Annotated in this window: 18 protein-coding genes and 2 pseudogenes; 19 read left to right on the top strand and 1 reads right to left on the bottom strand. The window is 29.8% G+C overall.

Features of this window, described 5'->3' with window-relative positions:
• From QZV12_RS13100 to QZV12_RS13065, 9 genes and pseudogenes are all read left to right on the top strand, one after another.
• A partial coding sequence (locus tag QZV12_RS13100; protein WP_295622557.1) for a hypothetical protein occupies positions 1-1,339 on the top strand: 1,339 nt, incomplete at its 5' end.
• 443 nt (positions 1,340-1,782) lie between these two features.
• Positions 1,783-3,405: a hypothetical protein gene (locus tag QZV12_RS13095; protein WP_295622554.1), complete on the top strand. Its 1,623-nt coding sequence runs from the start codon at positions 1,783-1,785 to the stop codon at positions 3,403-3,405.
• 535 nt (positions 3,406-3,940) lie between these two features.
• On the top strand, positions 3,941-4,423 hold the full coding sequence (locus tag QZV12_RS13090) for a pectate lyase-like adhesive domain-containing protein (RefSeq protein ID WP_295622552.1): 483 nt from the start codon (positions 3,941-3,943) through the stop codon (positions 4,421-4,423).
• A pseudogene (locus QZV12_RS13780) lies at positions 4,420-4,941 on the top strand (hypothetical protein); the annotation flags it as partial. The gene QZV12_RS13090 and the pseudogene QZV12_RS13780, both read left to right, overlap by 4 nt.
• Before the next feature lie 27 nt (positions 4,942-4,968).
• Positions 4,969-5,106 carry a hypothetical protein gene (locus tag QZV12_RS13085; RefSeq protein WP_295622550.1) on the top strand — a complete coding sequence of 46 codons (138 nt, stop codon included), beginning with the start codon at positions 4,969-4,971 and terminating at the stop codon, positions 5,104-5,106.
• A 67-nt stretch (positions 5,107-5,173) separates the two neighbouring features.
• A complete protein-coding gene (locus QZV12_RS13080) occupies positions 5,174-5,368 on the top strand; it encodes a hypothetical protein (RefSeq protein ID WP_295622548.1) in 195 nt (64 codons plus the stop codon).
• Positions 5,369-5,871: 503 nt separating this feature from the next.
• On the top strand, positions 5,872-7,110 hold the full coding sequence (locus tag QZV12_RS13075; RefSeq protein ID WP_295622545.1) for a hypothetical protein: 1,239 nt from the start codon (positions 5,872-5,874) through the stop codon (positions 7,108-7,110).
• Between the two features lie 33 nt (positions 7,111-7,143).
• Positions 7,144-7,449, top strand: coding sequence for a hypothetical protein (locus tag QZV12_RS13070; protein WP_295622543.1), 306 nt, complete (start codon positions 7,144-7,146; stop codon positions 7,447-7,449).
• 430 nt (positions 7,450-7,879) lie between these two features.
• On the top strand, positions 7,880-9,394 hold the full coding sequence (locus QZV12_RS13065; RefSeq protein ID WP_295622541.1) for a hypothetical protein: 1,515 nt from the start codon (positions 7,880-7,882) through the stop codon (positions 9,392-9,394).
• 427 nt (positions 9,395-9,821) lie between these two features.
• Here the strand turns inward: QZV12_RS13065 and QZV12_RS13060 are convergent, their stop codons facing one another.
• Entirely contained in the window at positions 9,822-11,624 is a 1,803-nt protein-coding gene (locus tag QZV12_RS13060) for a right-handed parallel beta-helix repeat-containing protein (RefSeq protein ID WP_295622539.1), read from the bottom strand.
• Positions 11,625-11,649: 25 nt separating this feature from the next.
• Here QZV12_RS13060 and QZV12_RS13055 point away from each other — a divergent pair, with 25 nt between their 5' ends.
• The 10 genes and pseudogenes from QZV12_RS13055 to QZV12_RS13010 form a co-directional block, all read left to right on the top strand.
• A complete protein-coding gene (locus QZV12_RS13055) occupies positions 11,650-11,826 on the top strand; it encodes a hypothetical protein (protein ID WP_295622537.1) in 177 nt (58 codons plus the stop codon).
• Positions 11,827-12,093: 267 nt separating this feature from the next.
• Positions 12,094-13,503 carry an MmgE/PrpD family protein gene (locus tag QZV12_RS13050; RefSeq protein WP_295622535.1) on the top strand — a complete coding sequence of 470 codons (1,410 nt, stop codon included), beginning with the start codon at positions 12,094-12,096 and terminating at the stop codon, positions 13,501-13,503.
• A 188-nt stretch (positions 13,504-13,691) separates the two neighbouring features.
• Positions 13,692-14,567, top strand: coding sequence for a peptidase (locus QZV12_RS13045; RefSeq protein ID WP_295622559.1), 876 nt, complete (start codon positions 13,692-13,694; stop codon positions 14,565-14,567).
• Between the two features lie 205 nt (positions 14,568-14,772).
• Positions 14,773-15,657: a fumarate hydratase gene (locus QZV12_RS13040; protein ID WP_295622534.1), complete on the top strand. Its 885-nt coding sequence runs from the start codon at positions 14,773-14,775 to the stop codon at positions 15,655-15,657.
• A 176-nt stretch (positions 15,658-15,833) separates the two neighbouring features.
• A complete protein-coding gene (locus QZV12_RS13035; protein ID WP_295622532.1) occupies positions 15,834-16,673 on the top strand; it encodes a citryl-CoA lyase in 840 nt (279 codons plus the stop codon).
• A gap of 228 nt (positions 16,674-16,901) precedes the next feature.
• Positions 16,902-17,408, top strand: coding sequence for a nitroreductase family protein (locus tag QZV12_RS13030; protein WP_295622531.1), 507 nt, complete (start codon positions 16,902-16,904; stop codon positions 17,406-17,408).
• Between the two features lie 20 nt (positions 17,409-17,428).
• Complete coding sequence (locus QZV12_RS13025; protein ID WP_295622529.1) at positions 17,429-17,800, top strand: hypothetical protein; 372 nt, start codon at positions 17,429-17,431, stop codon at positions 17,798-17,800.
• A gap of 197 nt (positions 17,801-17,997) precedes the next feature.
• A complete protein-coding gene (locus QZV12_RS13020; protein ID WP_295622527.1) occupies positions 17,998-18,342 on the top strand; it encodes a hypothetical protein in 345 nt (114 codons plus the stop codon).
• A gap of 613 nt (positions 18,343-18,955) precedes the next feature.
• Positions 18,956-19,291, top strand: coding sequence for an ATP synthase archaeal subunit H (ahaH, locus tag QZV12_RS13015; RefSeq protein ID WP_295622526.1), 336 nt, complete (start codon positions 18,956-18,958; stop codon positions 19,289-19,291).
• 9 nt (positions 19,292-19,300) lie between these two features.
• A pseudogene (locus QZV12_RS13010) lies at positions 19,301-19,717 on the top strand (V-type ATP synthase subunit I); the annotation flags it as partial.

The following is a 19,717-nucleotide window of genomic DNA, read 5'->3' as shown; positions in this document are numbered from 1 at the left end:
TGGTAGTGGTGATGTTGTTTCAACTCCAAAAGCATTGAATTTCACTGATCTTCGATCAATAATAAATAATGCTCCTACAGATTTAACTCTTGTATTGAACAATGATTTTATTAACGACGATGGGTCTGTCATAGTTATTAATAAGAACTTAACAATTGACGGAAATGGTCATACTATTGATTTAAATCAGCATGCAGGTTTTAAATCAAGCCGTGGAAATGTATACTTAAAGAATCTTATAATGAAAAATGGAAATTTCGTCTTTGCTGGTGCCATTTTCATTAGTAGTAATGCATCATATATTATTGACAATTGTACATTTGTTAATAATAGTGCAGATTTTGGTGCTGCAATAAACTCTCTTAGTCGTAATTCTCTATTTATAAGGAATTCAATTTTTGATTCCAATAGTGTTTCAAAATCTGCTGGTGCAGTATACTCTTATGGAAATATATTCCTAGAAAATTCTTTATTCCTATCAAATAAGGCTATGAAAAGTGGTGGTGCAATATACACACATAAAGAAGCAAATATCGATAAATGTACCTTTAGGGATAATTCTGCATCTAACGAGGGAGGTGCAGTTTTTGCAGAAAATGTAACAATGAAAAAAAGCCCTTCCTATTTTATAAATAATTCTGCAGATGCTGCTGGCGGTGCAATATATGCAAATAAATTCAATACAGATGTTTATTATGCAAGCTTCATTAATAATCATGCAGGTAATGGATACTTTAATTATGATGGTGGAGCAGTATACATATTCAAACGAAATTACGTTACCTTTGAAAACTGTATATTTATAGCTAATAGCTGCACTGATGAAGGAGGTGCAATTTATCTGGATTCAAAAGATTCCCACTTGTCCTTGAAGAATAATATTTTTATGGGAAACTCTGCGGGTTATGAAGGACAGTCCTCATATAATTGCGGTTATTATGATGTAATTGAAAATAACTTTTGGGGCTTTGATAATCCTAGTTCAGACAATGATCAAGTAATTGAATGGAAAGCTACCATATTACAAAAAAATGTGCATCATAGTGACAGCAATCCTTTAATCATTGCTTTTGATTTAGATAAAAATAATGTTTCTGTTAATGAAACAATTACTGCATCACTCTATTTCAATAATTCTGACGGCAGTAAATTTTTAGGCAAGATTTATGGTTTGGATGATGTTTATTTCAATATCAATGAAAATCTTAAGGAAATAACTAAAAATATGGATGATAATTCCATAACTATCGAATATCAGCCTCAAATGGCAGCAAAGTATATTATATTTCCACATCTTCATGATCATGCTCTTGCACAACAAAGGGTAAAAGTGGATTAAATTTTTTGCTAAGAAAATTTATTGTTAAATAATCTATTGAGATGTTGAACCTCCCTGATTTATATTTGTGGAGGTTTAAGCTCTTATTTTATTCTTTTTCACTTATCTAAAGAAAAAGATTTTAAATTTTAGGCTGTTGATAACCTAGTTCTAAAGTTTATTTTATAGTTTTAAAATTATTATTTTTAGAGATTTTTATAAAATTTTGTAGGATTTCAACAAAGCCTAAATTTTACAATCTCTTCATATTTTATCTGATTGTTAATTTTTTAATAAAATTGCTTTTTAATTGTTAATTTAATGTAATTTAAAGTGAAAGTAAGTGCTTATATTCGAATAAATTTTCATATGTTAAGTTTTAAAAAATTATATTTGTGTTGGGAGGAATCTTTATAAATTTTAAAAATCTTATTTTTTTATCATTATTTTTAATTTTCTTATCATTGACATCGATTTCTGCTGTTGAGTTGGATGGTGCTGATTCATCATATTTACATAATTCCTCTTTTATAGTTGAATATGATGATTGTACACTAGATGATGCTGTTTCTGTTGAGAATTCTGAAAAAAATAATGTTGCTTCCTCTTTAGTAGTTGAATATGATGATTGTACGCTAGATGATGCTGTTTCTGTTGAGAATTCTGAAAATAATAATGTTGGTTCCTCTTTAGTAGTTGAATATGATGATTGTACGCTAGATGATGCTGTTTCTGTTGAGAATTCTGAAAATAATAATGTTGGTGTTGTTCATTCTCAACCAATATTGGACTTTGATGATCTTCAATCAAAAATAAATGATGCCAATGCAGATTCAACTCTTCATTTGTATAATGATTTTATTAATAAATACGGTTCTGTTGTAACTATTAACAAGAGCTTAACAATTGATGGTCATGGCCATACCATTAATTTTAATCAGCATAACGGTTTAAAGTTAACTAATGGGTTCATAGTCATAAAGAATCTTATAATGAAAGATGCATATCGTGAGAATGGTGGCGCTATTTATGGTGATAATGATGCACGAATTTTTATTGAAAATTGTTTATTTACAAATAATCGTGCTACAAACGGTGGAGCAGTGTATAATGCAGGATCAAATCCTATCTTTATATTAAATTCAATTTTTGACTCCAATAGTGTTACATTCTATGGTGGAGCAGTATATTCTCAAGGGTGGATATATCTTGATAATTCTAGATTTGCATCAAACTATGCCCTTTCTGGTGGTGTAGCATATACGCAAAGGGGTGTAGATATTGGTAATTGCACTTTCATAGATAATGTCGCTGCTAGCTATGGGGGAGCAGTTTATGCTGATGTCGTATCAATGGAAAAAACACCTTCCCATTTTATAGCTAATGTTGCATATAATCGTAAGGGTGGTGCAATATATGCAAATAAATTCGGTACTGATGTATATTATGCATCTTTCATTAATAATCGTGCAGGAATGGCTGAAACTGATGATGGCGAAGCAGTATATATCAACAAGGAAAGTCATGTTACCTTTGCATATTGTTTTTTTGCAGGTAATAAATGTAGTGATGAAGGTGGAGCAATTTATTTGGATTCATATAAATCTCACTTAACTTTGAGGAATAATATGTTCATAGATAATTCTGCTGGTGATGAGGGACAGTCAGTATTTAATTGTGGCTATTATAATGCAATTGAAAATAATTTTTGGGGTGGCAACAATCCTAGTTCAGACAATGACCAGTTAATTGAATGGAAAGCTACCATATTCCAAAAAAATGTGCATCATAGTGATAGCAATCCTTTAAGCATTGTTTTTGAGTTAGCTAAACCTCAGGTTTCAGTTAATGAAACAGCAACTGTATTTATTTATTTCTGTAATTCTAATGGCAGTAAGTTTTCAGGGATTCTTCATGGATTGGAAAATATTTACTTTATAGTTAATGGAAATCTTAATGAAATAAATAAAAATATAACTGATAATTCTGTAACTATTGAATTTCAGCCTCAAATTGCTGGAAAGTATGTTTTGCTTTCACGTATTTTAGATCATGATTTCAAACGACAACTATTAAATGCGGTTTAAAATTTTTTGTAAAAAAATTTAGATTTAAACAATTTTCACTGATTGTTGAACCTTTCTGATTTATATTGGTGGATGTTTAAGCTCCTTTTTTATTCTTTTTAATTTCTCCAAAGAAAAACATTTTCAATTTTGTTATTTCTCAATATTTGTTATCTATGGAAATAGGGTTTCCAGTTTGTTATTTCTCAATATTTGTTATCTATGGAAATAGGGTTTCCAGTTTGTTATTTCTCAATATTTGTTATCTATGGAAATAGGGTTTCCATTTTGTCTTTTCTTAATATTTTTTATCCGCAGAAAAGATTTTAAATTTTAATACACCTCCGTATTTTGCTCTAATTTTTGATTTTTTGATAAATTTGTCTTTTTTTGTTTATTCTATTAATTTAATATGATTTAAAGTGAAAGTAAGCACTTGCATTCGAGTAAACTTTTATATATTAAGTTTCAAATATATACATGATGAAAAAATGGGGGAATCCTAATAAATTTAAAAAATCTTATTATTTTATCAATATTTTTAATTTTCTTATCAATGGCATCTAGTTCTGCTGTTGAAATTGATGGTACTGATTCATCATATTTGGATGATGATTCTTTAGTGGTTGATTATAATAATGCATTAAATGCAGTTGATTCTGTTGTTGACTCTGATAATTTAGATGTAGATGATTCTGGTATTGGCTCTAAAAATAGGGATGCTGATATTGTTTCTAAGCCAGAATCATTGAAATTTCATCAGCTTCAATCAATAATAAATAGTGCATCTTCATCTTATCCTCTTGAATTGCAAAATGATTTTATTAACGACGATGGATCTGTCATAATTATTGATAAGGACTTAACCATTGACGGTAATGGTCATACTATTGATTTAAATCAGCATGCAGGTTTTAAATCTAGCACTGGAAATGTATGCTTAAAGAATCTTATTATAAAAAATGGAGATTCTTTCCAGAATAGTGTTATTTTTATTGGGAAAAGGCATCATATTCTCTTGACAATTGTTCATTTATAAATAATCATGCAAAATTTGGTGGAGTAGTAAACTCTATTGGGTCCAATGATATCTTTGTAAAAAATTGTACTTTTGACTTCAATAGTGCTTCAAGATGTGGTGGTGCCATATACTCTTATGGAAACGTATATCTTGAAAATTGTAATTTCACATCAAATAATGCAGAAATTGATGGTGGCGCAGTATACTCGAGGAAAGACGTAAATATCGGTAGATGTATTTTTAGGGATAATTATGCACGTAATTGTGGAGGTGCAGTTGAAGCAGATAATATAGCACTAAAAAGAGTTCCTTCCTATTTTATAAATAATTCTGCAAAGGAAGGTCATGGTGGTGCAATATATACCAACAGATTCTCTACGGATGTTATTTTAGTAAGTTTCATTAATAATCATGCAGGTGGAGAATCCTATTCTAAGGATGGTGGAGCTGTATATATCAACTGTGCAGATACTGTTACTTTTGAAAACTGTGTATTTATAGGCAATAGTTGTACTGATGAAGGTGGTGCAATTTATCTAGATACAAGTAACTCTCACTTAACTTTGGATACTAATATTTTCATGGATAATTCTGCAGGCTATGAAGGGCAATCAGTATATAATTGTAGTTATTATGATGAAATTGAAAATAACTTTTGGGGTTTTAATAATCCTAGTTCCGACAATGATTTTGACGAATAATTTAATAATCCTAGTTCCGACAATGATCAGTTAATTGAATGGAAAGCTACCATATTCCAAAAAAAATGTGCATCATAGTGATAGCAATCCTTTAAGCATCGTTTTTGATTTTGATAAATCTCATGTTTCTGTTAATGAAACAGTTAAAAGTTCACTTCATTTCATGAAATCTGATGGCACTTTATTTGCAGGGAGGATTTATGGTTTATGTGATGTTGTTTTCAAGTTTAATGAAAATCTTAAGGAAATAAAAAAAGAGTAAGTGATAGTTCTATAACTGCTGAATATAGGGCTGAAGATGCAGCAAACTATGTTATATTTGCATTTCTTCACGATCATACTCTTGGAAGATATAATTTAAAAGTGGATTAAATATTTTTTGTAAAAAATATAGCGTTTTAAAAATGGATTAAATATTTTTTGTAAAAAAAATTCAGTGTTAAACATTTTGTCGGTATGTTGAACCTCTCTCTTTAGTTAAGGAGGTTCATGTTCCTTTTTTTATTTTTTTTTTTCATTATCTGGAGAAAACAGTCTAAATTTTGCTGTTTATCCCTATTTTTGCTTTGATTATTGTGTTTTGATAGAAATATTATTTAATTTTTAATTCAGTCAAATTTATAAAATTTTAAGTGAAAGCAAGTACTTGCATTCAATTAATCTTTTATAAGTTAAGTTTTAAAAATATAAAATATTGAATATGGGGGAATCCTAATAAAATTTAAAAATCTTATTTTTATATCAATATTTTTAATTTTCTTATCAATGGCATCTATTTCTGCTGTTGAATTGAATGGTACTGATTCATCATCTTTGCATGATGATTTTTTAGCAGTTGAATATAATAATGCATTAAATGTGGATGATTCTGTTGTTGTTTGTGAGGATTTGAATGTGAATGATTCTGTTGTTGTTTGTGAGGATTTGAATGTGAATGATTCTGTTATCAACTCTGAAAATTCTGTTGTTAATTTTGTTTCTATTAAAAAGCAATTGAACTTTCATGACATTCAATCATTAATAGATGATGCCCCTGCAGGTTCAACTCTGGAATTAGATGCAGATTATATTAATGAGGATGGGTCATTCATATCAATAAATAAGGATTTAACAATTGATGGAAAGGGTCATACTATTGATTTAAATCAATATTTTGGTATTAAATCAGATATGGGAAATATTTGCCTAAAAAATCTTAAGATAATAAATGGAAATTCATCGAATGCTGTGAAGATATATGGGCCGTCTGAATATACTGGTGCAATTTTTATTGGTTATAATGCATCATATGTTATTAACAATTGTTCATTTTGGAGCAATTTTGGAGAATATGGTGGAGCAGTAAACTCTATTGGGACCAATCCTCTCTTTATAATAAATTCCACCTTTCTTTATAATAGTGCTTCAATATTTGGAGGTGCAGTATACTCTAATGGAAATATATTCCTTGAAAATTCTGTATTTGGATATAGCAGGTCCCATAATTATGGTGGTGCAGTACGCACATTTATGTCAGTAAATATTGATGGCTGTACATTTCGTGGTAATTCTGCATATATCTCTGGTGGTGCAGTTTATGCTGAATCCGTATCAATGGAAAAAACACCTTCCGTTTTTATGGATAATTCTGCAGATACCGGTATTGGCGGTGCAATATTTGCAAAAAAATTCAATACTGATGTTTATAATGCAATGTTTCTTAATAATCATGCAGGTTTGAATTCATATGGTAAAGATGGTGGAGCAATATATATCCGTGAAGAAAATCATGTTACTTTTGAAAGCTGTTTATTTGGGTTCAATCGTTGTTCTGATGAAGGAGGTGCAATTTATCTGGATTCAAGTAAGTCTCACTTATCTTTGAGGAATAATATTTTCATTAATAATTCTGCTACTTGTGAAGGGCAGTCTGTATATAATTGTGGTTATTATGATGTAATTGAAAATAACTTTTGGGGTTTTAATAATCCTTTAATAATCCTAGTTCCGACAATGATCAGTTAATTGAATGGAAAGCTACCATATTCCAAAAAAAATGTGCATCATAGTGATAGCAATCCTTTAAGCATTGTTTTTGAGTTAGATAAATCTAATGTTTCTGTTAATGAAACAGTTAATGCATTGTTCTATTTCGTTAATTCGGATGGTAAAAAATTTTTAGGTAAGCTTATTGGTTTGGATAGAATTTATTTACAGGTAAATGAAAATCTTAGGCAAGTAAGTAAATATGTCGATGATAATTCTATATCTATTAAAATTAATCCTAAAATGGCAGCAAAATATATTATATTCTCATATCTTTATGGTTATCCTCTTAAAGAACAAAGATTAAATGTGAATTAAATATTTTTTTGCTAAATAAAATTTTTTTTAAACAATTAGAGATTTTGCACCTCTCGGATGTTTAAAATTTAGAGATGTTGCACTTCTTTGATGTTAATTAAGGAGGTTTAAGCTCCTTTTTTTATTCTTTTTAAGTTATCCGAAGAGAATCTTTTTCAATTTTGTTATTTCTTTATATTTGTTTTCCAAAGAAAAAGATTTTAAATTTTAATATCTCTTCATATTTTACTCTAATTTTTGATTTTTTGATAAAATTGTCTTTTTTTGTTTATTCTGTTAATTTAATATTATTTAAAGTGAAAGTAAGCACTTACATTCGAGTAAATTTTTATATATTAAGTTTCAAATATATACATAATGAAAAAATGGGGGAATCCTAATAAATTTAAAAAATCTTATTATTTTATCAATATTTTTAATTTTCTTATCAATGGCATCTATTTCTGCTGTTGAAATTGATGGTACTGATTCGTCTTATTTGCAGGATGATTCTTTAGTTGTTGATTGTGATGGTTCTTCATTGGATGGTGGGGATTCTTTAGTTGTTGATTGTGATGATTCTTCATTGAATGATGAGGATTCAGCTATTGGCTCTGAAAATATTACTGCCGATTCTAATTCCACTCAAGAAACATTGAGTTTTGATGATCTTAAATCAAAAATAAATGATACACCTGCCGGTTCGACTCTTGATTTGTATGATGATTTCACTAATCTCGGTGGCCATGTCCTAATGATTAATAAGGACTTAACTATTGATGGTCATGGCCATACCCTTGATGCCCATCAGCATGGCTGTTTTAAATCAACTAAAGGACACATATTAATAAAGAATCTTATAATCAAAAACGCATGTATTGACAGTGGTGCTATTTTTATTGCTCAAGATGCATGGTATATTATTGATAATTGTTCATTTATAAATAATCATGCATTAAAAAAGAGAGGTGGGGCAATTTGTAATATAGGTTATAATTCTCTCACTATATTAAATTCAATATTTGACTCCAATTATGCTAATTGCTATGGTGGAGCAGTATACTCTCAAACAGAATTGTCTCTTATAAATTCTACATTTAATTCAAATAAAGCAGATATTGAGGGTGGTGCAATTTTAGGGAAAAATAAAGTTATTATTGATCACTGTAATTTTAGTAAAAATTATGCCGGTCGTTCTGGAGGGGCTGTTTTTGCAGATAAAGTGGCAATTGAAAAAACACCTTCCCATTTTGAAAAAAATGTTGCTTATGATTCTAAAGGTGGTGCAATATATGCAAATTATTTCAGTTCTGATGTTTATTATGCATCTTTCATTTATAATAGTGCAGGTCTTGGCACTATTAGTGATGACGGTGGAGCAGTATATATCAAAAATGAAAATCGCATTACCTTTGCAAGCTGTATTTTTGTAGGCAATAGATGCACTGATGAAGGAGGCGCAATTTATCTGGATTCACATAACTCTCACTTGTCTTTGAGGAATAATATTTTCATGAATAACTCTGCAGGTGATGAAGGACAGACAGTATTTAATTGTGGTTATTATGACACAATTAGGGATAATTATTGGGCAGGAAAAAATCCTAGTTCAAACAATGATCAGTTAGTTGAATGGAAAGCTACCATATTCCAAAAGAATAAGCATCATAGTGATAGCAATCCTTTAAAGATTGTTTTTGAATTAGATAAATCTCAAGCTTCTGTTAATGAAACAGTAACTGAATCAATCTATTTCTGTAATTCCAACGGAACTAAATGTTCAGGTAAGTTTTATGGCTTTGAATATATTTATTTGCCTGTTAATGAAAATCTTAAGGAAATAAGTAAAAACATATCTGATAGTTCTATAGCTATTGAATATCAGCCACAAATTGCAGCATATTATGCATTATTTGCATATCTTTTCAATCAAAGTCTTTCACTACAGAAATTAAGAGTGGAATAAATATTTTGTAGAAAGATTCTCTCTTAAACAATTTAAACATATGTTAACCTCCCTTATGCTATAATGGGGGGTTTAGGTTCCCTTTTTTCTTTTTAATTTATCAAAGAAACTTAAATAATTTTTCATGTATAACTCTTTTTTGAATCTAGTCTTTTTTTAGTGAGTATATTATTAAATTATTTTTTTTTTTTAAAAAAGGATGCTGTAAAAGATCTAGGCCTAAGATTATAAACTTATAATTTACTTATAAATGATCAATTGATAAATGAATATAATCCTATAAATTTTTACACAGCCAAAAAAAGTAGTTTTTTCATGTTTTTTTTTTTATTGAATTAATTTAAATTATAAAAAAAGTAATGATAGAAATAAATTTCTATCTAAAAAGTGTTTCGTTATGTTTTTTTCTAAATTTAAAAGTTAATCTTCATTCATTATTGTCTTTTTTCCGTTTTGCAGCAAATATGATGAATAATGCTAATATGAGAATTGCAATTGGAATGAGATAATTTTGATATTTATTCAAATCATCGGATTCAGATTTTTCATTTATTCCTTCATCATAAATCTCTTCATTAGAACTGTTTGTATTTGAATTGTCTAATTTTGGATTGGTAGATTTTTGGATGGATTTAGTAAAATCTTTGTTTTTAAATTTATCTAAATTAAAAGTCTCCTGTTTACTAAAATCATTTGAAGCATTATTTCTATTGATTGAATCATCTGATTTATTGGATTGATTTGGAGTAGTGTTTTTGTCCACATCCCCATAGTCAAGATCTTCATAAGTATCATCATCTGTCTCATTATCTGTTTCATTATGCTCATCAGTTTTCTCTAAGATATCCAAGCTAATGCTTTCCTCATTAAAAATTGCGGTGATTGTTTTATCTAATCCGATATAAATGGTCTTTAATAGTTTTCCATTAGTGGCATTTACTTTAAAAATCTTTTTCCCATTTTCTCCTTCTAAAACAAAACTTCCAAGGATATAGGGCATTTTTGAACTGTTTTTTAATGAATATTGATTTTTGTTTTTATCAGTTGTCTGATTGAAAGTAAAGATTAATTCAGATTCTGAACTTTGCATTAATGGAGTAATGTTTGTAAAATTCATTAAGACCCATCTAAAATCATTTGAAATTTCTATATTTAATATCCTTTCAAATTTAGGATTATTGGAACCCCACCAATTATTATCTAATGAAATATTATCCTCGTAGCTGTAAATCCCATAGCCTTGAGAATCAATATTGTTAATGATTGACGAATGGCTTAGAGTTGTTTTTCCCCTTGCAAGTATCGCTCCACCATTTCCTTTAGCTGTGTTGTTTTCAAAAACAGAACCTAAGATATTTAGATGTTTATTGCTGTCAATAGCCCCACCGTTTACAGTTGCTTTATTATTTATGAAAGTGGAGTTTATTATTGTCAATTCCCCTCCATTATCTATAGCACCTGCACCATAAGCGCTATTGCTGATGAATTCACAGTTTTTTATAGTCATGGTTCCGCTATTGTCAATACTTCCGCCATAGCTTAAAGCTTTGTTCAATTCAAACTTGGAAGAATCAATAGTTATGCTTCCTCCATTTGTAAATATTGCTCCTCCTTCGTCAGAACCGCTTGTAAGCCTAAAAATAGAATTATTTATAATAAGATTTCTGCTGCTGAAGATTACTCCTGCCTTATGACGAACTTTTTGGCTTGTAAAATTACAGTTTTCTATTTTTAGATTTGCGGCATTGTAGATAGCGCCAGCTTCAAATGCTGTGTTTTTATCAAATGTGGAGTCATATGCTTCCAAATCTTTTCCATTATATATGCATCCTCCCCATTCTCCATCATTAAGTTTAAAATTGGATTTATATATTTTTAAAGTGCCTTGATTGTAAATGGCTCCTCCATTATAGTTTTTTCCATTTATTAAACTTAATCCATAGATATTGATATGGACATTTTCATTAATAGAAAATATGTTGGATTTAAAGTCTGCATCAAGAATGGTGTTGATATTGCTTTCATATTGATATCCGTATAGATTTAAGTTTTTATTTATGCTGATTGGAGTTCCATTACCTTTATAAGTTTTATTTTTCAAAATAATCGAATCTCCATCCTTTGCATTATCAATTAAACTTTGCACATAACTAAAATCCTCTTCTTGGTCTGCTTCCACTCTTTCGGAGGATTCTAATTTTGAATCAGATTCAATATCAATAGTTTTCAAATCATTTTCAATAGTTTTCTCATTGTTGAATAAATTATCTGCATTGCTTATTTTAAGATTTTCATTAGAAGGACTAATTTCATCATTAACTGGAATATCATCTGTAGCATGGACTGTATTGATAAGTAATATCGATAATATGCTTAGAATGAAAACTAATTTCCATTTTTTATGTCCTATCCTTCCACCTCCAAATCTTTAAATTTAAACGTTATAAAATCTATTTCTTAACATTATTTTTTCATATGTTCAAAATATTATTTATAATCTTTTAATTTTTTTTATATTTTAGGGCTTTTAATAATTTTAAATTATTTCGGATGTCTTTTTATCTATTGCTTTTAATATTTTTAAGTGGTTTTTTGATGCTTTTTTTTAAATTTTCAAGATTTGAATAATTTAAAAATTTTCGCAGGCACTTTCTAAAATTGTATCAATTTATTATGTAGTAATTATAAAGATAATAACCATGATAATTAACCAATTGTCTGAATTTTTAATTAATCTTAAATATGAAGATATTCCTAAAGAATCTATTAAAAAGGCTAAATTATGTTTTATTGATTATTTGGCTGTTTATTTAAGGGGTTTGGAATCTGAAAACTCTAAAATATCCATTAAAACAATTTATGAATTATATGGTGGTGATTTCAATTCATTGAATAAGGGATTTGTCAATGGAATTGCTTCCCATAGCCTTGATTTGGATGATGGTCATAGATTAGCTCAATTGCATCCTGGAACAGTTGTATTTTCAACTGTTTTAGCTATGGTTGGCGATAGGAATTTAGACTTGGACATTTCAGGACAAGAGTTTTTCGAAGCAGTCATTGTTGGATATGAAATAGCCATTGCACTTGGAATGCTTGTAAATCCGGACCATAGAAATCAGGGATTTCATAGCACAGGTACAATAGGATCATTTGCAGCTGGAGCAGTTGCATCTAAGCTTTTAGGACTTGACCTTGAAAAGACAGAGCATTGCTTAGGATTATGTGCCACCCAATCATCAGGTCTTCTTGAGGCAGATCATGCAGGAACTATGGGAAAATCATTGCATGCAGGAAATGCAGTCTACAATGGAATATTGTCAGCATTTTTGGCTAAGAATGGATTCACAGGTGGAGAATCTTTAATTGATGGAAATGAAGGATTCATTAAAGCATTATCTTCAAGCTTATATGATAGGCATTGTGATGAAGTTGGAAAGCTCAATTGTTCCCAATTATCCCAGTTCATTGATATGAATCTAAATAAATTCCATATAAATGAGGTTTATTTAAAGAAATATCCATTTTGCAGACATATTCATTCAGCAATTGATTCAACATTAGTGCTTAAAGAGGATTTGAATGATTTAGATTTGGATTTGGATTTTATTTCTTCAATTGATATAGAAACCTATAGGATAGCAAGTGAGCATGATAATTTCAATCCAAGGAATCTGCAGGATTTAAAGCAATCATTGCCTTATGCTATAGCTATTTCATTAGTTGCAGATGATTTAGGTTTGGATTCAATTGACGAATTGGTTGAAAAAGGTCTTTTTGATGAAAATGCAGATGATGAAAAGGTTTTAAAAATTAGGGAAATTGCAAATAAGATTGAAATCAATAATAATGAAGAATTGAATAAATTGACTCCAGAAAAAAGACCTTCAAAAGTAATTATTAAATTAAATGATGATGAAAGTTCTGATTTGGAAAATACAACTTTTTATCCTTTAGGTGAAGTTGAAAATCCATTATCCTATGAGGATATTCTAGATAAATTCAAGACCTTGAATCCTAAGTTTAATATGAATAAGTTACAAATAATTAAACATATGGAAGATTGTTCAGTTTATGAGGTTTTCAATGAATTGAGCTTAGTGGATTAATCTAATTGAATCAATCTAACTGGATTAATGCTTTAAATAATATTTTAGATTTTAATATTGGATAAATTAATAATTTAAATGATTGTATTTTATTTATGAGGAAATAAATAATTTTAATGTAATATTTTTATTTGTTTGATAAATTAATAATTTAAATGATTATATTTTTATTGAAAGTGATTTTTATGATGGATGAAACTAAAAAATCATTGGAAAAGTTAGGAATTAATGAAATACCTAATGATTACATTTCCGAAAAGCGATTTGAAGATGGAGGGCAATACCGGTTTGAAGTTCCAGGAATACAAGGTCCTTCTGCACTTGAATCTCTTTTAAATGCTTGCAATGATTATGATTTAACTATTCATAGGGCTACTCAAACAAAAGGAATCATGTTCCTCTTAGATGATGAAATCAGCCAAATGGTTAGCATGGCTCAGGATGCTAATATCCAATTGTTTTTAGCTGTTGGGCCAAGAGCGCCTTATGATACAAGTGCCACTGTTCAAACTGAAGAAGGAAAACGTATAGGCTATAGGTTAAGAGGCTATAAAAACCTTTTATATGCAATTGAAGATGTTAAAATAGCAGTGAATCTTGGCGTTAGAGGCATCTTGCTCTATGATGAAGGTTTGCTTTATGCCCTTGCTAAAATGAGAGATGAAGGAGAGTTGCCAAATGACCTTAAGTTCAAGCTTTCTGCTCATGCAGGCTGTTCCAATCCTGCTTCTGCTAAGCTATTTGAATCAATCGGTCTTGATTCATTAAATCCTGTAAGGGACCTTCAGATTCCAATGCTTGCATCCTTAAGGGATGCGATAGACATTCCTATTGACATTCATACTGAAAACCCTAAGTCAACAGGTGGATTCATACGCCATTATGAAGTTCCTGAAATGATTAAGGCAGCAAGTCCAATATACCTAAAGACTGGAGGATCTGTTGCTAAGCATCACAGTTGGGACACAACTGAAAAGGAAGCTCGCCAAAGGGCTAAGCAAGTTGCTTTAGTGAGAGATGTGATTGAAAGGTTTTATCCTGAAGCTATTATGAGTAAATTATAATTATCTAACTTTGGTATTTTTTCTGGAATTTATTATTAGGTTATAATTATGTAATCTCTATATGTTTTTTCTGGAATTTATTATGAGTAAATTATAATTAAGAAATTTCTAAATCTAAATTTATAACGAGCACATGTTATTGAAATTGATTATTTTATTAAATTAAACTTTATTTTTTTCTAAATTGAAATTGTTTGTTGATATTATGGATTTAATTGAAAAAGTTCAAAATGCAGTTGTTAATGCTGGCAGTTCATATAGCGAAGATAGATTGATTGCCTATGAAAATGCCTTGAAATTAGAGAAGTCATTGGATAATGAAAATGCAGTTTGGGCTTTAGAGCAAATGATTGAAAACTTTAAGGTTGCTAAGGAGAATAAGCTTCCCTTATGTGATGATACAGGTATTCCTCATGTTTTAATTGAAGTTGGCAATGAAAGGGAGATTCCATCAAGCTTCTTTAATGAAATAAATATAGGCATTGCTAAAGGATTGGATAAGCTTCCAGGAAGGCCAATGGCAGTTAAGGGAAATGACATAGAAAGAATAGAGCAATCTCAAGGGCTCTATAATGAATCAAATATGATGAAGCCTGCTTCCTTCTTATTTGAATGGAAGGATGAATCCACTTATGGAAGGCGTATTGGAGTGGATGATGATAAGATTCGAATTACAATCCTTTTAGAAGGTGGAGGGCCTGAAATAAGAGCAAAAACTTATAGGGTATTCCATAAAAGGGATTCCAATATTGTATTTGGCGAAGCGATTGATTGGCTGAAGGAATCCTTGTCTATGTTAGGCTGTACTCCTTCAATTCCAGCTATTGGAGTTGGAAGAACACATTTTGAAGCAAATGCACTTATGTTAAGGGCTATGGCTCATGGCAATCTAAACATTCAGTCTGAAACTGAAAAGTACATTGCTGAAGAATTGAATAAAACTGATATCGGTCCATTGGGACTTGGAGGCAAGACAACTGTTTTAGGTTCCTTTGTAAACATTGGATCTCAAAGGGCAAGTGGAGTTCGGATAGTTGCAACAAGACCTGCATGCTTTGTAGAGCCAAGAGTCAGCAGTTTTGAGTATTAATGTTATATTTTGCTAAAGTACATTTTTGTAGAATTTATATATTAGTTTTTAAAGCTTACTAAAAGAATTAATTGAGTTTTGAATTATAGTTATTGAAGTTAACTAAAATAGAATTATATATGGAAAAAATTATAATTATAAAATGATAATTTAGATGGTTTTTTAAGGAGAATATTATGAAAGATAATCAAAAACCTGGAAAGAATGGTTTTAAATTTCCTGAGCAGAGAATCAAGACCAAGATAACTGATGTAAAACCTAATCATTTATCTACAAGAGGATATAATCAAGAAGATTTGATTACCAATCTCCGCTTTGCTGAAATGGTCTTTTTGCTTCTAAGGGAAAGGTTGCCAGATGAAAGGGAAGCTAAGCTTTTCAACCATATTCTTGTTTCTTTTTGTGATCATGCTGTAACTCCTCCAAGCACACAGTCTGCAAGGCTTATTGCATCTTCAGGAGCTGGAATAAACAATGCTGTTGCTGGTGGTTTATTGTCCTTTGGAAAAAATCATGCAGGGGCAATTGAAAAGGCTATGAAACTATTCCAGAAATCAATAGAATCTTTGAATCTTGAAGAGTGCGAAGAAGGGGATATCAATAAGAAAATAGCTCGAAAAGCCATTGAAATTGTTGAAAAATATGAAAGCGAATCTAAAAGAATACCTGGATATGGCCATAGGTATCATAGCAAGGATCCTCGTGCAGTAAGATTATTGGATTTAGCTATTTTGCAATCCTCTATTGGTCCACATACCAAATTGGCTCTTGTCATTGAAAGCATCTTATCAGAGCGTAAAGGCATTTGCTTGAATGTTGATGGTGCAAATGCAGGATTGCTATCTGATTTAGGCTTTGACAGTTCCTTAGGATTAGGCATCTTTATGATTGGAAGATTGCCTGGACTTGTAGCACATGCATATGAGGAAATGGAAGAGGAAGAGAAATTCAGACGCTTCTGTGACTTGGAAGATATCGTATACGAAGGTTTTAAAAATAGGGATATTGAAGATTAATTATAAAATTATTGCTTTAGCTTAGTTTAGTTAACGATTTATTGCTTTACATTAGTTTAGCTAGTTATTTATTGCTTTACGTTGGTTTAGCTAGTTATTTATTGCTTTACGTTGGTTTAGCTAGTTATTTATTGCTTTACGTTGGTTTAGCTAGTTATTTATTGCTTTACGTTGGTTTAACTACTATAAAATTTATTAGATATTCTATTATCAATAGGAGAAATTTAAATGGAATTTTTTGATTTAATTGAAAAAAGATACAGTATGAGAGGCTTTGAAGATAAGGAAGTTGAGCAAGAGAAATTAGATAAGATATTGAAAGCTGCTCAATTGGCTCCAACTGGAGTAAACTTCCAGCCTTTTAAAGTTGTTGTAATTGATGCTAAAAAATATAAAGACGAGTTAAATGCCATTTACAGTCCTGACTGGTTTACACAAGCACCTATTGTTCTTTGTGTAGTCGCTTCAAAGGATGATGCTTGGACTAGAAAGTATGACAATTGGAACATTGCCGAAATTGATGCAACCATTGTAATGACCCATATGATTCTTGCAGCTGAAGATGTCGGCTTAAACACTTGTTTTATTGGTGCATTCAAGCCAGATGAAGCAAGGGAATTCCTTGATTTAGGGGATGAATGGGAACCTGTATTATTCACTCCATTAGGATATGGAAATGCAGAGCCAAGAGACACTCCAAGAAAAAGCATTGATGAATTGGTCATTTACAAATAAATTTATTCTCTGCTGATATTATGAAGCCAAAAATTGTTCATGCACGTGATAAGGAAATAATGCATCAATTGTCTGATCTTTTTGTAGAATCCAAGTATTCCATCAAAGATGAGACAAACAAGTATGTATTGCTAAAGAAAAATAATTATGGAAGCATCCTTATCCATCTTCCTTTTCTTCTAATTGGAATCTTCATTGATTATCGTGCTCTCATAGTGAATGTCATATATTTTGCTTACAGCATATTTCAAAGGTCAAACGTAATCTTAATCACAACTGAAAAGAAGGATACTGAAGGAAATCCTTTAGAGTTTGACAGCGTTAGGGATTTGGAAGTCTTTTATGAACAATCTACTTGGGATAAGGCAATTGAACTGTCTGAATTGGAATGATTGACTTTTATTTGCTATTTAATTTAAAATAAGAATATTCAAATGAGATTATTCAAAATAAGACTATTTTTAAAATAGTTTAAACAAGATTAGTTAAAATAAGAATAAATTTATTAACATTTAAGAATATATCATTTATAGATGCAAATTATTATAAATTATATTTACATAAATTTAAATGATTTAAAGAGGGTATTATGAGATTAACAAAGAAATCTATTATTTTATTAGCTTTTTCAGCTATTTTAATCATTTTAGGATTATGGAATTATGCTGATTCAAATCCAGTGACTTTGGAAGTTATTGCTTCAACTGTAGTGCTTGTTGTAGTTGGTTGGACACTTGCATTAACTGTCTTTGAACCAAGTTGGACTAAAGCAGCAATCTTTATTGATGGTTTAATCTTCTTTGCAGTAGGAATCACATTCCTATTAATGCCATATAATATTATTTTCATTTTATTTGGTGTTATATTGCTTGCAATAGCAATTGTTGCTTATCTAGGAAAATTGCCAAAGTCTTTCTTAAGATTATTCCATTAAACTTATTTAATTTTTATTTAATTTTTTTTATTTTCCTTTTTTTAAATTAATTACAGTTATTTTTTTAATTCTTTATTTTTCAAATGATTTTACGATAGTTTTATAATTTTTTTAATTTTTTCTAATTCTTTATTTTTTTAGTAATTTTTACAATATTTTTTTATTTTTTTTAATTTTTTCTAATTCTTTATTTTTTTAATAATTTTTACAAAATTTTTATAATTTTTTTTAAATTTTTTCAAACAAATTTCAATTTTTTATTTTTTCCTTTCTTCAGCTATTTTTCCAGCTATTCTTTAAAAATTTTCTTAAATCAATTTTTCTTTTCATGTAATTTCAAGCTTTTTCATGAAAATTTTAAAATCTCTGTTTTTATCATTTTATTTTGAATTCTATTAATTCTAATCTATTTTATTTTTTTCAAATTTTTATTAGATTTTTTTGCAAATCCAACTTTATTCTTTTCAATTTTCCCTAAAATTTTATATCAAAATTGCCATGATTTTTCTGCCTTATTTTACTTTTCCTGGTTCAATATATTTTCCTATATAATTATAATATTACAATATTTTAATAAAATATATATATTAATAAAAATAAAAATAGATGTACCATGGTGATTTATTATGGCAGGGATATAGGGATATCAGAAGCTATTACCCAAATAAAAAAAGCTGAAAGCGATGCTGATTCCTTAGTAGAACAATCAACAGTCGATGCGAAAGCAATGATTGATGATGCTACATTAAAAGCAAATGAGATGGTTGAAACTGCTAAGAATGAAGCTAGCGAAGAAGCTCAATCTACTGTTTTTAATGCAGAAGAAAATGCAAAGAAAGAAGCTGAAACTATAAGTTCTCAAGCAGAAAAAGATGTTGCAAACATCAAAAACGCTGCTAGAAAAAATATAGATGAGGCTGCTTCAATTATTGTTAAAAATATTTTATAGTGTGAGATAATGTTTAGAACTGCGAGAATGCGTAAGCTTAATGTTATAACTTTGGACAAATACGATGGTCCTACAGTCAGTGCACTTCACGACGAGGGTGTTGTCCAGATAAATGATATTTCTGAACGTATTCAGCAAGATCCTAAGCTAGCAGAACTTTTGAAACCTTCTAAAGTTACACCACACACTGGTAAGATCTCTTCACTTCTTATGAAGACAAGCGGTATTTCCGAACTATTGGGAGATGCGCTGTCAGAAGGAAGGGGAATGAAAGACATGCTAATGTCCTTTATCAGTCCTGACCTTCCAGTTCCTAAAGAAGTCGAAGATGTTGATACTGAAAGCTTGATAGCTTATGCAGAATCAACATTAAGCCAGGTTGAAGGTGAAACAAAAGGTATTGAAAATAAGTTAGCCGCACTAGAC

Origin of the sequence: uncultured Methanobrevibacter sp. (assembly GCF_902769175.1) — an archaeon.
GTDB lineage: Archaea > Methanobacteriota > Methanobacteria > Methanobacteriales > Methanobacteriaceae > Methanobrevibacter.
Note: the sequence above shows the minus strand (reverse complement) of the source record. Positions and strands in the feature narration are given on the sequence as shown.

What these genes read in the sequence shown, in the direction of transcription:
- QZV12_RS13090 (WP_295622552.1), top strand. Translation starts at nt 3,941, where the DNA reads ATGGCATCTAGTTCTGCTGTTGAAATTGATGGTACTGATTCATCATAT.
- QZV12_RS13075 (WP_295622545.1), top strand. Translation starts at nt 5,872, where the DNA reads ATGGCATCTATTTCTGCTGTTGAATTGAATGGTACTGATTCATCATCT.
- QZV12_RS13065 (WP_295622541.1), top strand. Translation starts at nt 7,880, where the DNA reads ATGGCATCTATTTCTGCTGTTGAAATTGATGGTACTGATTCGTCTTAT.
- QZV12_RS13050 (WP_295622535.1), top strand. Translation starts at nt 12,094, where the DNA reads ATGATAATTAACCAATTGTCTGAATTTTTAATTAATCTTAAATATGAA.
- QZV12_RS13045 (WP_295622559.1), top strand. Translation starts at nt 13,692, where the DNA reads ATGGATGAAACTAAAAAATCATTGGAAAAGTTAGGAATTAATGAAATA.
- QZV12_RS13040 (WP_295622534.1), top strand. Translation starts at nt 14,773, where the DNA reads ATGGATTTAATTGAAAAAGTTCAAAATGCAGTTGTTAATGCTGGCAGT.
- QZV12_RS13035 (WP_295622532.1), top strand. Translation starts at nt 15,834, where the DNA reads ATGAAAGATAATCAAAAACCTGGAAAGAATGGTTTTAAATTTCCTGAG.
- QZV12_RS13030 (WP_295622531.1), top strand. Translation starts at nt 16,902, where the DNA reads ATGGAATTTTTTGATTTAATTGAAAAAAGATACAGTATGAGAGGCTTT.
- QZV12_RS13025 (WP_295622529.1), top strand. Translation starts at nt 17,429, where the DNA reads ATGAAGCCAAAAATTGTTCATGCACGTGATAAGGAAATAATGCATCAA.
- QZV12_RS13020 (WP_295622527.1), top strand. Translation starts at nt 17,998, where the DNA reads ATGAGATTAACAAAGAAATCTATTATTTTATTAGCTTTTTCAGCTATT.
- ahaH (WP_295622526.1), top strand. Translation starts at nt 18,956, where the DNA reads ATGGTGATTTATTATGGCAGGGATATAGGGATATCAGAAGCTATTACC.